This is a genomic window from Amycolatopsis sp. NPDC005003 (genome assembly GCF_053600695.1).
The window spans coordinates 109399-121901 of record NZ_JBSGAI010000001.1; the positions used below are offsets into that span (position 1 = coordinate 109399).

The 12503-nt window shown below is 71.4% G+C and carries 10 protein-coding genes; 4 read left to right on the forward strand and 6 right to left on the reverse strand.

Annotated elements, in window-relative coordinates:
- Positions 1–92 precede the first annotated feature (92 nt).
- From ACWED2_RS00515 to ACWED2_RS00525, 3 genes are read left to right on the forward strand one after another with little or no spacing between them, the layout of a single operon-like run.
- Positions 93–1250, forward strand: a complete 1158-nt coding sequence (locus ACWED2_RS00515; protein ID WP_449688631.1) for an EfeM/EfeO family lipoprotein — start codon at positions 93–95, stop codon at positions 1248–1250.
- A complete protein-coding gene (locus tag ACWED2_RS00520; RefSeq protein ID WP_449688287.1) occupies positions 1247–2443 on the forward strand; it encodes a Dyp-type peroxidase in 1197 nt (398 codons plus the stop codon). Before ACWED2_RS00515 ends, ACWED2_RS00520 begins: the two co-directional genes overlap by 4 nt.
- A 29-nt stretch (positions 2444–2472) precedes the next feature.
- Positions 2473–4095 carry a phospholipase C gene (locus ACWED2_RS00525; RefSeq protein WP_449688288.1) on the forward strand — a complete coding sequence of 541 codons (1623 nt, stop codon included), beginning with the start codon at positions 2473–2475 and terminating at the stop codon, positions 4093–4095.
- A 52-nt stretch (positions 4096–4147) separates the two neighbouring features.
- Here the strand turns inward: ACWED2_RS00525 and ACWED2_RS00530 are convergent, their stop codons facing one another.
- Positions 4148–7960 carry a tetratricopeptide repeat protein gene (locus tag ACWED2_RS00530; protein ID WP_449688289.1) on the reverse strand — a complete coding sequence of 1271 codons (3813 nt, stop codon included), beginning with the start codon at positions 7958–7960 and terminating at the stop codon, positions 4148–4150.
- Between the two features lie 156 nt (positions 7961–8116).
- Here ACWED2_RS00530 and ACWED2_RS00535 point away from each other — a divergent pair, with 156 nt between their 5' ends.
- Complete coding sequence (locus ACWED2_RS00535; RefSeq protein ID WP_449688290.1) at positions 8117–8248, forward strand: hypothetical protein; 132 nt, start codon at positions 8117–8119, stop codon at positions 8246–8248.
- Between the two features lie 45 nt (positions 8249–8293).
- Here ACWED2_RS00535 and ACWED2_RS00540 read toward each other — a convergent pair whose 3' ends face one another.
- The 5 genes from ACWED2_RS00540 to ACWED2_RS00560 are packed head-to-tail and all read right to left on the reverse strand — an operon-like array spanning position 8294 to position 12319.
- Positions 8294–8710 carry an ATP-binding protein gene (locus ACWED2_RS00540; RefSeq protein ID WP_449688291.1) on the reverse strand — a complete coding sequence of 139 codons (417 nt, stop codon included), beginning with the start codon at positions 8708–8710 and terminating at the stop codon, positions 8294–8296.
- Positions 8707–9063, reverse strand: coding sequence for an STAS domain-containing protein (locus ACWED2_RS00545; protein WP_449688292.1), 357 nt, complete (start codon positions 9061–9063; stop codon positions 8707–8709). Before ACWED2_RS00545 ends, ACWED2_RS00540 begins: the two co-directional genes overlap by 4 nt.
- 34 nt (positions 9064–9097) lie before the next feature.
- Positions 9098–9538, reverse strand: coding sequence for a response regulator (locus tag ACWED2_RS00550; RefSeq protein WP_449688293.1), 441 nt, complete (start codon positions 9536–9538; stop codon positions 9098–9100).
- Positions 9535–11127 carry a sensor histidine kinase gene (locus tag ACWED2_RS00555; RefSeq protein WP_449688294.1) on the reverse strand — a complete coding sequence of 531 codons (1593 nt, stop codon included), beginning with the start codon at positions 11125–11127 and terminating at the stop codon, positions 9535–9537. Before ACWED2_RS00555 ends, ACWED2_RS00550 begins: the two co-directional genes overlap by 4 nt.
- Positions 11117–12319 carry a PP2C family protein-serine/threonine phosphatase gene (locus tag ACWED2_RS00560; protein WP_449688295.1) on the reverse strand — a complete coding sequence of 401 codons (1203 nt, stop codon included), beginning with the start codon at positions 12317–12319 and terminating at the stop codon, positions 11117–11119. The genes ACWED2_RS00555 and ACWED2_RS00560 overlap by 11 nt, the downstream gene beginning before the upstream one ends.
- Positions 12320–12503: the final 184 nt, after the last annotated feature.

Sequence of the window (12503 nt, forward strand, 5' to 3'; positions counted from 1 at the left end):
GATCCGATGCGGTTTTGCGGGCGTTAGGCTCGCATAATCCGTGACCGGTGATGGTCCGATCGAGTGACGGGAGAGTGCGCGTGCCGGGGTCAGTGCGAACCCGCTGGATCGTGGTGGCCGTGGTCGTGGCCGCCGCGGCGGGCGCCGTCGTGGCGTTCTGGCCGGACGGCGCGGCCGCCGTCGACCCCGAGATCGCCGTTTCGCGCTCGGCGTGCGGCACCGGCTGGACGGATCCGAAGCCGGGGCCGCAGACGTTCCGCCTGCACAACACCGGGTCGGTGACGGCCGAGGTCGACCTGATCGACCCGGCGACCGGGGTGATCTACGGCGAGGTCGAGGGCCTCGGCGCGGCGACGACCCGGCCGTTGCAGGTGAACCTGGGCAACGGCAGCTACGCGTTCCGCTGCCTGCCCGAGGACGCGGGCGCGATCGTCGGACCCGCCGTGCGGATCACCGGCGGCGCCGAGCGGACCGGGCCGGGCGTCGCCCCGGTGACGCACGACGACCTGCTCGGGCCGCTGAAGGCGTACCAGCAACACGTGCTGACGGGGCTCGGCGAGCTGGTGGCGAACACCGGCGCGCTGAAGAGCGCCGTCCACGGCGGCGACCGCGCGGCGAGCCAGGCGGCGTGGCTGACCGCCCACCTGACGTACGAGCGGCTGGGCGCGGCCTACGACGCGTTCGGCGACTCCGACGGCGCGCTCAACGGTACGGCCGACGGCCTGCCGGACGGCCCGGCCGACCCGGGTTTCACCGGTTTCCACCGCCTGGAGCAGGGCCTTTGGCACGGCGAGGACCTGGGCGGGCTCGCCGCCGTCGCCGACCGGCTCGACACCGATGCCCGCGCCCTGCAGACGTCCTTCGCCGACAGCCAGGTCGACGGGAACGACCTCGGGCTGCGCGCGCACGAGATCATGGAGAACACGCTGCAGTTCGAACTGACCGGCCGCACCGACTACGGCAGCGGCACGAACCTGGCCACGGCCCGCGCGAACCTCGACGGCACCCGCGCGGTCCTCGACGTGCTGCGGCCGCTGCTGACACCGAGGTACCCGGACCTGTCCAAGGTGGACAGCTGGCTCGACCGCACGCAGAAGGCACTGGACGCGGCCCACCACCCGGACGGCGGCTGGATCCGCCCGGCCGAGCTGAGCCGGGAGCAGCGGCAGAAGCTCAACGCGGACGTGAGCGAGCTGACGGAGTTGCTGGCCCCGATCGCGGCGATCGCCGAGCCGAGGAGGGTCTCGTGACCAACCTTCCCCGCCGGTCCTTCCTGCGCCGGGCCGCGATGGGCGCGGGCCTCACCGTCGCCGCCGGGGCCGGGCTGGGCGCTTCCTCCGCCACCGTCACCGACGGCAGCTCGCCCGTGCCCTTCCACGGCCCCCACCAGGCCGCCATCCTCCGCAAACCGCCGGCCCAGACCGTCGTCGCCTCCTTCGATGCCGTCGCCGAGTCCAAGGCCGAGCTCGCCGACCTCTTCCGCGCGATCACCGAGCGGGCGCGGTTCCTCACCTCCGGCGGGGCGCCCGCCGCGCTCGGGATCACCGCGCCGCCCGCCGACTCCGGCGTTCTCGGGCCCGTCGTGCCCGGCAGCGACCTCGGCGTCATCCTCGGCGTGGGCGCGAGCCTCTTCGACGACCGGTACGGGCTCGCGAACCTCAAGCCCGCCAAGCTGAAGCCGATGACGACGTTCCCGAACGACGCTCTCGACCCGGCCCAGTGCCACGGCGACCTCAGCCTGACCCTGTCGGCGAACGACACCGACACCGTCCTGCACGCGCTGCGGGACATCGCGCGCGCCACCCGTGGCGGCATGCAGCTGCGGTGGAAGCTCAACGGCTTCAGCTCACCGCCGCGCCCGGACGGCGCGCCGCGCAACCTGATGGGCTTCAAGGACGGCACCGCCAACCCCACCGGCTCCGAAGTAGACAGTCTGGTGTGGACGACGGGCGAGCCGGCCTGGGCCGCAGGCGGCAGCTACCAGGTCGTCCGGCTGATCCGGATGCTCGTCGAGTTCTGGGACCGGGTTTCCCTGGCCGAGCAGGAGAACATGTTCGGCCGCCGCCGCGACACCGGCGCCCCGCTCGACGGCACGCAGGAGACCGACGTCCCCCGGTACGCCGACGACCCCGTCGGCACCGTCATCCCGCTGACCAGCCACATCCGGAAGGCGAACCCGCGCACGCCGGAGACCGACGCCAGCCGGATCCTGCGCCGCGCGGTGAACTACGACCGCGGCATCGACAGCAACGGCAACCTCGACATGGGCCTGCTGTTCGTCTGCTACCAGCAGGACCTGGAACGCCAGTTCGAGGCCGTCCAGACGCGCCTGGCCGACGAACCACTGACCGACTACATCTCCCCGTTCGGCGGCGGCTACTTCTTCGCGCTGCCGGGCGTCACCGGCCCGGACGACCACTTCGGGCGCGCCCTGCTCGCGTGAGCGATCCCCACCACGAAAGGAACTCCACTGTGGACAGAAAGACCCGGCGGCGACGTCGCGGCCTGCTCGGCGCCGGCGCCCTCGCCTCGGTGGCCGCGCTGGCCGTCGTCACCGGCTCCGCGGCGACCACCGCGGACGCCCAGCCGCTGAACCTGTTCCCCGCCCACTGGATCCCGACGTCGACGCCGATCAAGCACGTCGTCGTCATCTTCGGCGAGAACATCTCGTTCGACCACTACTTCGGCACGTACCCGGACGCGGCCAACACCGACGGCACCCCGTTCACCGCCGCGCACGGCACCCCGAAGGTCAACGGCCTGGACCACCAGCTGCTGACCGACAACCCGAACGCCTACAACCCGAAGCGGCTCACCCCCCAGCAGGCACTGACCTGCGATCAGAACCACAACTACGGCGCCGAGCAGGCCGCCTTCAACGGCGGCAAGATGGACAAGTTCGTCGAGAAGACCGAGACCGACAAGTGCACCGGCCAGCCGATCCTGTTCGGCGAGCCCGGCCTGGTGATGGACTACTACGACGGCAACACCGTCACCGGCATGTGGAACTACGCCCAGCACTACGCCCTGAACGACAACTCGTTCAACACGGTGTTCGGCCCGTCCAGCCCCGGCGCGATCGACCTGATCTCGGGCAACACCCACGGTGTGCAGGCCGTCGACCCGGTGACGCACGAGCCGGTCAGCGACGCCTACGCCGTGCAGTCGCCGGACTCCGGCGGCATCGGCACGATGATCAACGACCCGGACCCGGCGTGGGACGACTGCTCGGGCAAGAACCACACGAGCAAGGACAACCTGGCCACGATGCACGGCCGCAACATCGGTGACCTGCTCAACCAGCGCCGCGTGACGTGGGGCTGGTTCCAGGGCGGCTTCCGCCCGACCGGCTCGGCCAACGGCTACGCGGTGTGCGGCCAGACCCACCAGAACATCGGCGGCAACGCGGTCGTCGACTACAGCCCGCACCACGAGCCGTTCCAGTACTACCCGTCGACGGCGAACCCGAAGCACCTCCCGCCGTCGTCGGTGCAGGCGATCGGCCAGACCGACCGCGCGAACCACCAGTACGACATCGCGGACTTCAACGACGCGCTCCAGGCCGGCTCGATGCCCGCGGTCAGCTTCCTGAAGGCGCCGGAGTACCAGGACGGCCACGCGGGTTACTCGGACCCGCTGGACGAGCAGCAGTTCGTCGTCAGCGAAATCAACCGGATCCAGCAGTCCCCGGACTGGAAGTCCACGGCGATCGTGCTGGCGTACGACGACTCGGACGGCTGGTACGACCACCAGAAGTCCCCGATCCTCAACGGCTCGCACGACGCTTCGCAGGACCAGCCGGTGTGCACGGCCAAGGCGACGACGGTGGGCACGTACGCGGACCGCTGCGGCTACGGCCCGCGCCTGCCGCTGCTGGTGGTTTCGCCGTTCAGCAAGGTGAACCACGTCGACCACACGCTGACGGACCAGACGTCGGTGCTGAAGTTCATCGAGGACAACTGGTTCACCGGCCGGATCGGTGACTCCTCGTTCGACACGCGCGCCAATTCGCTCAACGGGATGTTCGACTTCTGGTGGCCGAAGGCCCGCAAGGTCACCCTCGACCCGAAGACCGGAGCCGTCGTCCACAGCTGAGGCAGTGCGGCGGGCCCGGCACGGTCCGGGCCCGTCCGCACGCTCTCCGGCCTCAGGAAGCCGGCAGTTGGTCCAGCTCGCGCAACGCCGCCCGCACCTTGTCGGCGGTCTTGGCTGCTTCGGGCCCCGCGCCGATCAGGTCGGCCAGGAGCTCCTGGTATTCGGCGGCCGCGGCACCGGGAGCCGGCCCCAGTTTCGCCCGGCACATGATGATGCGCCGCCGCGTCCGCAGGATCTCCAGGTGCTTGGCGTCTTCGAAGGTGGCCCGCTCCGCCGCGTGACACGCCTCCAGTACGACCAGTGCTTCCTCGAAGCGCTCCTGGTCCATCAGGAAGAGCGCCAGGTGCCAGGACATCGACCGGCTCGCGAAGTCCTCGGGCACCCGGCGTTCGCGGCAGATCCCGACCAGTTCACGTAGCTCGTCTTCGGCGCGGTCGACGTCACCGAGCTTGCCGCGCAGCCGGGCGATGCGCCGCCGGAGCTGCAGCACGGCATCCGCGAACGGCCCGAACTCGCCGCGGTACCCCGCCAGCAGGCCTTCGTACCGCCGCAGTCCTTCCTCGTCGGAGATCGCCCCGAGTTCCAGCAGGAGAGTCACCACACGTCGGTCGGCGTACAGTTCGCTGTTCGCCTTGCGCTTCGGGAGAGCCGACAGCAGGTCACGGTACTCACGGCACTTGGCGAGCGCTTCCGCCGGCCGGTCCAGATCTTCCAGAAGCAGCGTCTGGTCCCACAACAACTGGCGCAACGAATTCGCGTCGGCCGTTTCCTCTTCGCGGTAGCGGGCTTCGAGTTCGCCGAGACAGCGGACGGCCGCCTCGGGATCGCCGAAGCGCTTGCGCGCGCCGGCGACCACCAGCCGCCGGTACTCGGTTTCGCGCGACGTGGCCTTGTCTCCCCACGGCAGCGCGGAAAACTCGGCCAACGCCGGTTCGATATCGGTTTGGCCCAGCTGGACCCGTAACCTGATGATCTTCGCCCGGGTTTGGAGCAGGCTGAGGTGGTCTTCGGGAAGCACCTGCACTTCGGCGCGAAGGCAGTTGCGGTAACCGGCGAGAGCCGCCTCGGGACGGTTCACCAGCTCCAGGCAACGCGCGTGCTGCCAGAGATCACTCCGGGTGAGCCGGTGCACCGGCCCGAGCACACGTTCGCTTTTCTCGACGGCGATCCGCGCTTCCCGCTCCGCCTCGACGTCCCGGTCGAGATCCGACAACAGGGAAGCGAGCGTCCGGTGAACCCGAGGCTCCCACTCGGGGTCGGCGACGGTCCCGTCGGCGATCTCCGCCAGCAGCGTGCGGAAGCCGTGCTCGGCTTCGTCCCACCGCTTGGTGTTCCGCTGCAGGACGGCGTGATCGAAGCGCAGGGCGAACCCGAAGTCGTCGACATCGGCACGACCTCCGGACGACGCCACGGCTTCCGCGTGCATCCCGAGGGCTTCTCCCGTCCGGTCCTGTTCGATCAGATTCTTGGCGAGTGATCGCAGCGTTTCGCGGTAGCGGTAGGTGTGCTGCAGTTCCGAGGCCTGGAGCCGGGCGAGGATCTCCCGGTATTCGCGCTCCGCTTCGGGGAGACGCCCCAGCAAACCCAGCACATGGGCGACCTCGACCCGGGCGGCCAGCGGCGTGGCCCGGCGGTCGTACCCCTGGAGCACCTGCTCCAGGGCGACGTCTGTCGCGCCGCGCCGGATCTGCGCCCGTGCCAGCCTGGCCGACCACATGATCGTGTAGTGATCGGTTTCGCCGAGCAGCCGCCGGCAGTCGTCCACCACCGCACGCAGCAGTTCCTCGGCTTCGTCCGCTCGCCCGAGGCCGAAGAGGATCGCGACGACTTCGCCCTGCGACACGAGGGTGTAGGGATCCGCCGGACCCAGCAACACGGATCGCCGGGCCGCCACCCGGCGCATCTCCCGAAGCCCGAGCAACTTGTCCCGGCCATCCGAAAGCACCTGCGCCAGCTGGTGATCCGTGATGAGGGTGTCGGGATCGTCCGGACCGAGCACTTCCACCTGCCGCGCCAGGATGTCCGAGTACTCCCGCAGCTTCAGATCGTTCGAGGCCGATCCGCTGAGCAGGGCGCGATGGCGTGCCGCGAGCCGGACCGGGTGGTTCTCCGGCAGTACGCGTGCCCGCTTCAGAACGAGCTCGCAGTAGGCGGTGTCGCCGTCGAAGGTGCTGGAAAAGGACATGTACGCATACCCGCGGATCCCGGCCCGCAGGACCTCGACGAGCAGGTCCTCCTCCGTGTCGGGCACGGCGGCCACCAGCGCGGCCACGTGCGGCAGGATCAGCCGCCACCAGCTCCAGTTCACCGGTGCCTCGGGAGCGGGCTCGGCCGCCGCGGTGATCAGCCGCGCCGCCGCGCGCCACGTGCTCCGCTGCTCCGCCGACGGCAGTTCACAGAGCCGGCTCCGGGTCGCTTCCAGCACCAGCCGATGCCCGACCACGCAACTGGTGGCGACGAAGTCCGTTTCCGCTCCCTGGCTCCGCGGCACCGTGAGCAGCTCGAGGTCCACGAGGGCCTCCAGCGCCCGGTCGAGGTCGTCCACCGACGGCGCGCCCGGACCGTCCTGGACCAGCAGTTCAGCGGGCAGCGGCGCCGGCGCCAAGCAGGAGATCAACCGCATCAGGGGACGCGCCTGCGCGATTCCCTGGCTCTCGAGAAGGTCGAAACTCATTTCCCAGGTGCGGCCGACCAGTCCCCGGTGCAGGCGTTCGAGCCGGTCGCTTTCGTTCAGCCGCGGCAGGCCTTCGTCGAGCAGGTCCGTGCCGATGTCGCCGAGTGCCTGGCGGTAGGCGGCGAACGTGGCGATCCGCGCGGGCCGGCGCAGCAGGCCCGCCCCGCGGGCGGTGCGGCCGAGGTAGCTCCCCGCCGAGCGCAGCGCGAGCGGCAGGCCGCCGAGCCGCTCGGCGAGGGCCGTCGCCTGCGCCTGGTCGCCGGCGTGACCAGCGAGATCGACGAGGACGTCGGCGGCATCCTTGTCGGCCAGCACACCGATCTGGTGCCGCTCGGCCTGGCTGCCCCAGACGTCGGGGCTGCCCACTCTGGACGTCAGCAGCGTGGTCCCGGACCGGCTCGGCCGGACCCAGCCGGTGCCGTCACCGGGACTCGCCCCGGGAGCGGCCAGGATCTCGGGATCGTCCGCGTTGTCGACCACCAGCAGCCACGGCCGGCTCGCGGCATCGAGGTGGCGCCACAGCAGGTCGATCACGCTGGCCTGTCCGGTCCAGGCCTGCTCGAGCTCGTCGGCCGAGACACCCAGTTCGCGGGCGATCTCCCGCATGCCCGCCGTGAACCCGCCTCGTTCGGCGGCCGACACCCAGTACACCGGGCAGCCGGACTCCTGGGCCAGCCGGGCGGTCTCCAGCGCGATGGTCGTCTTGCCGCAGCCACCCAGGCCGTGCAGGACCTGCAGCATCGGCTTCGGCTCGGCCAGCAGGCCGGTCAGGTGGGAGAGCACCGCTTCCCGGCCCCGTACCCGGGCGGGGAGGTTGCCCGTGGGCGGTCTGATCGAGAACAACCCGGGCTGCCGCGGGATGACGGCGTCGCGCTCCAGGTCGGGTTCGTCACCGGCCGAAGAGCCGTCCAATGCCTGTTCGGCGTCCTTCGCGGCTTCCCACACCTTGCGCCACTGGACATCGGGCGTGACACCGCAGGTCTGCAGCAGGAACTGCGTCGTGCGCCAGGACGGGACGCTCTTTCCGCTCAGTGCGTTGGACACGGTCGACGCGGCCAGCTGGGCGTCTTCGGCAAGCACCCGCAGCACCGTGTAGTCGGCATCGGCCATGGCGCGGCGCAGTCCGTGCGCGAGCTCCCGCATCGCCGGCGGGGCGTTCCCGTCCACCGGATCGAGTCTGTTGCCCTTCACCGATCCCTCCCCCACGTGTTCACCGTCGAACGCCGAACGAACACCGGACACGCTCGTGAGCGCGCCGCGTTCGGCGAACGTTCGGCGACCGCCCCGAACAGTGCCACCCGCCCGTACTCCGGATACATCGCAACCCGGAGGAAGGATGTGACCGGCATGGGAATCCGTGACCACCTCGAGATCGCGGTGCAGGTGCTCACCTGCCTGGACGTCGCCGTGCAGCTCGGCTCGGCGAGCGCCAGGCTGTGGCGGGCGCGCCGCCGGAAACGGGCTCGACGGCGGCGCTGAAGGCGGGACCGGCCGGTGGCCCGCGGGCCACGGGCCGGTCCACGTTCACCGCGCGTCGGGCACCGGGTCGAGGTCCCAGGTCAGGGTGACCACCGTGCCCGCATCGCCGGACGAGATGTCCGCGCGGTCGGCGCTCGCGCGCAGCAGCAGCAAACCCCGGCCCCGCAGCGAAACCGGGCGGGTGTCCGGGACCGGGGTCCGCCACTGGCCGTGGTCGGTGATCACCACCTCGAGCCGGCCGGGGGTCACCGAGGCGTCGACGTCCACGAGCCCGTCGCCCGAAGCGCCGTAGGCGTGGTCGGCGACGTTCGCCAGCGCCTCGTAGCTGGCCAGCACGATGTCGCCGGCCCGGTCTTCGTCGACGCCGGCCGCCAGCACCCACGCCATCAGGTCGTGGCGCAGGCTGCGGAGGGCGCCGGGGGCCGCGGGAACGCCGTGGCAGCGGAACGGTGCCGGCCTCATGCGAGTGCTTCGTCGACGGTCGGGTGGACGCCGATCCACGTGTCGAGCCCGGTCGTCTTCAGCGGGCCCGCTGTCACCGGGGAATCGCTCACCACGCACAACGCGCGCTCGGCCAGCCTGCGGTGGGCCGCCGCGAGCACCTGCAGCCCCGCCGAGCAGAAGAACGTCACCTCGCGCAGATCGACCACCAGCTTCTCCGGCCCGCGGGCCAGCACCACGTCGACGACTTCCCCGAACTCCGGCGCGCTGACCAGGTCGATCTCCCCCGCCACGGCCAGCACCGCGGCCCGGCCCCGCCAATCGAGCGTCACCGCCAGTTCGGTGGCGGGCAGATCCGGCGTCGAAGGGGTCACGGCCACCCATCGTGCCGCACTCCCCGCCAAACGGCTACCGGTGCGGGAGCTTCACCACGGTGACCCAGAAGTCGTCGATCTTCCGGACCACTTCGACGAACTTCTCGAAGTCGACCGGCTTGGTGACGTAGGCGTTGGCGTGCAGCTCGTAGCTGCGCAGGATGTCTTCCTCCGCTTCCGACGTGGTCAGCACGACCACCGGGATCGTCCGCAGCTCCGGGTCCCGCTTGATCTCGCCGAGCAGCTCCCGGCCGTCCTTGCGGGGCAGGTTGAGGTCGAGCAGGATCAGCCCCGGCCGCGGCGCGGTCCCGAACGGCCCTTCGCGCTTGAGGAACCGCAGCGCTTCGACGCCGTCCTCCGCCACGTGCAGCGGGTTGCGGATCTTGTGGTGCGCGAACGCTTCCCGGGTCATCAGCACGTCACCGGGGTCGTCCTCGACGAGCAGGATGTCGATCGGGGTCGGCGCCTGTGTCATGCGGTCCCCTCCTCCTCGCGGGCCGGAGCTTCGAGAGCGGGCTCCTCGCGGGCCGGCAGGGTGAAGCGGAACGTGGTGTCCGCGGCCTCGGTGTCGAGCCAGATCCGGCCGCCGTGATACTCGACGATCCGGCGGCACAGGGCCAGGCCGATCCCGGTGCCCGGGTACGCGGACCGCGTGTGCAGCCGCTGGAAGAGCGCGAACACGCGTTCGGCGTACTCCGCGTCGATACCGATCCCGTTGTCCACCACGGAGAACACCCAGTCGCCGCCGTCGCGTTCGGCGGTGACCCGGACCTCCGGCGGTGTCTCGCCCTTGAACTTCAGCGCGTTGCCGATGAGGTTCTGGAACACCGCCGTCATCAGCGCCGGCTCGACGCGCACCTCGGGCAGGTCGCCGCGGCTGACCTTGCCGCCGCTCAGCGAGAGGGCGACCTCCAGGTTCGCGATCGCGTCGTCCACCAGCGCGCCGGCGTCGGCCACGACGTGCTCGCCCGGCTTCCGGCCGACCCGCGAGAAGGCCAGCAGGTCGTTGATCAGCACCTGCATCCGCTTCGCGCCGTCGACGGCGTACTCGATGTACTGCTCGCCGCGCTCGTCGAGCAGGCCCTGGTACCGCCGCTGGAGGAGCTGGCAGAAGCTGGCCACCTTCCGCAGCGGCTCCTGCAGGTCGTGCGAAGCGACGTAGGCGAACTGCTCCAGGTCGGCGTTGGACCGCTCCAGCTCCCGCGTGCGCCGGTCCAGCAGGGCGTTGGACCGCTCGGCCTCCTGCGTGCGCCGGTCCAGCAGGGCGTGTGCCTGCTCCAGCTCGGCGACCTCGTCGAGGATGCGCTGCCGCATCGCCTCGACGTCGGCGCCGAGCTGGGCGATCTCGCGGGGCCCGGTCCCGTGCACGGGGCTGTGGATGTCGGCGTCGGCGACCCGGCGGACCGCGCCGGCCAGCCGCAGGATCGGCCGGGTGACGACCTGCCGGAGGCCCAGGAAGAGCATCGCGAACAACACCAGGACGAGCACGGCGACGACGACGAACATCGCGTTCAGGAAGCGCGCCGCCGCGTCCAGGTCGGCGCGGCCGGTGTCGCGGATCGCGCCCAGGTGGTCGAGCTGCGCGTCGAGCGCTCTGCGCACGTCGACGAACAGCGTCCGGCCGCGCTCGACCTGGTCCGCGGTGACCGGCGGCGCGTCGGCGGCGATGGTGGGCGCGGCGGCGTCCTGCCAGGCGGTGGCCGCCCGCACCACGGCGTCGAGGTCGTCGCCGATCTGCGTGCCCGGGGCCGCGCCGAGCTGCCGCAGCTGCGCGACCGCGGCGGACTGCGCCTGCATCCCGTCGGTGTAGGGCACCAGGAAGGCGGGCTGACGGCCGAGCTGGTAGCCGCGGACGCCGCTTTCCTGGTTCAGCAAAGCCGTGGACAGCTGGGTCGCGGCCAGGCGCTGCGGGGCGATCACGTCGAGCAGGCGCGTGCGCGCCTCGGTGAGGTTGTGCAGCGCGACGCCGGCGGCGATCAGGGCGGCGACCAGCAGCACGGTCTCGACGGCGGCGAGCAGCGCCAGGCGGCGGCGGATGGGCCAGCCGCGTGCGTCAACGCTCATCGGCGGCGTCTCCCGGGTCGTGGCTGAGCAGGGCGAGGGCGACGTCGTCGTCGAGGGGGCCGGAGTTGAGCCGTTCGGCGCGGGCGATCAGCTCGTCGAGCAGGGCGTGGCCGGTCAGCTCGGTGCCGCGCTCGATGTCCAGTACCAGTGCGGCCATCCGCTCGTGGCCCAGCCGTTCGGGTCCGGCGCCGACCCGGCCCTCGAACACGCCGTCGGTGTAGAGCAGCAGCGACCACCCCGGCTCCAGCGGCACTTCCAGCGCGTCCCACTTGGCGCCCTCGACGACGCCGAGCGGGACGCCCAGGCGCTCGCCGGAGAGCAGGTGACCGTCGCCGGGGGTGAGCAGCAGCGGTGGCAGGTGCCCGGCGAGCGACAGGCGCAGGGATCTTCGGTCCGGCGCGACGACGACCATGCAGACGGTGGCGAACAGCGGCTCGATCCGCTCGTGCACCAGCACCCGCTCGACCATGCTCAGCACGTCGGGCATCGGCAGGCCGGCCATCACCAGCGAGCGCCATGCGATCCGCAACGCGACGCCGAGCGCGGCTTCGTCCGGGCCGTGGCCGCAGACGTCGCCGATCATCATGTGGACCGTGCCGTCGTCGAGCTCGATCGCGTCGTAGAAGTCGCCGCCGAGCAGGGAACCGTTGCGGCCGGGCCGGTAGCGGGCGGCCAGGTCGAGGTGCGGGTCGCGCAGCAGCGGGCTGGGCAGCAGGCCGCGTTCGAGGCGCGCGTTCTCGCGCGCGAGCAGCTGCTGCTGGAGGAACTGCTGCTCGACCTGCTCGGCGCGCTTGCGTTCGCGGGCGAAGCGCAGGGCCTTCACCAGCAGCGGGCCGTCGACCTGGTCCTTGACGAGGTAGTCCTGCGCGCCGGCGGCGACCGCGGCGACGCCGGTGGCCTGGTCGTGCTGCCCGGTCAGGACGACCACCGCGACACCCGGCGCGTGCTGCCCGAGCTTGGTCAGCCCGCTGAGGCCCATCGCGTCGGGCAGCTGGAGGTCGAGCACGACGCAGTCGGCGGTGAGCGGGCCGCTCAGCGCGGCGGCCAGGGTTTCGACACGTTCGAGTGAATACGGCACGTCCGTATCCGCCAGCATTTCCTCGACCAGCAGCGCGTCGCCGTCGTCGTCCTCGATCAGCAGCACCCGCAGGCGCGTGCGGGGATCCCACGATGCGTCGAGCGCGGCGGTCACCGGCGTCTCCCGTTCGGCTGCTCTTGAGCCAGCACATCCAGACGATCAACCCTAGCGGCACCGGCGGCGGCGAAACCGGTCCCATCGGGGTAGCGTTTTATAGCACCCCGATGTGACACCGGGTCGATAACGGTTCGGCCGCCGACCGTGCCGGGGCCGGGCGGATCGCGCCTACGCTGCGCGG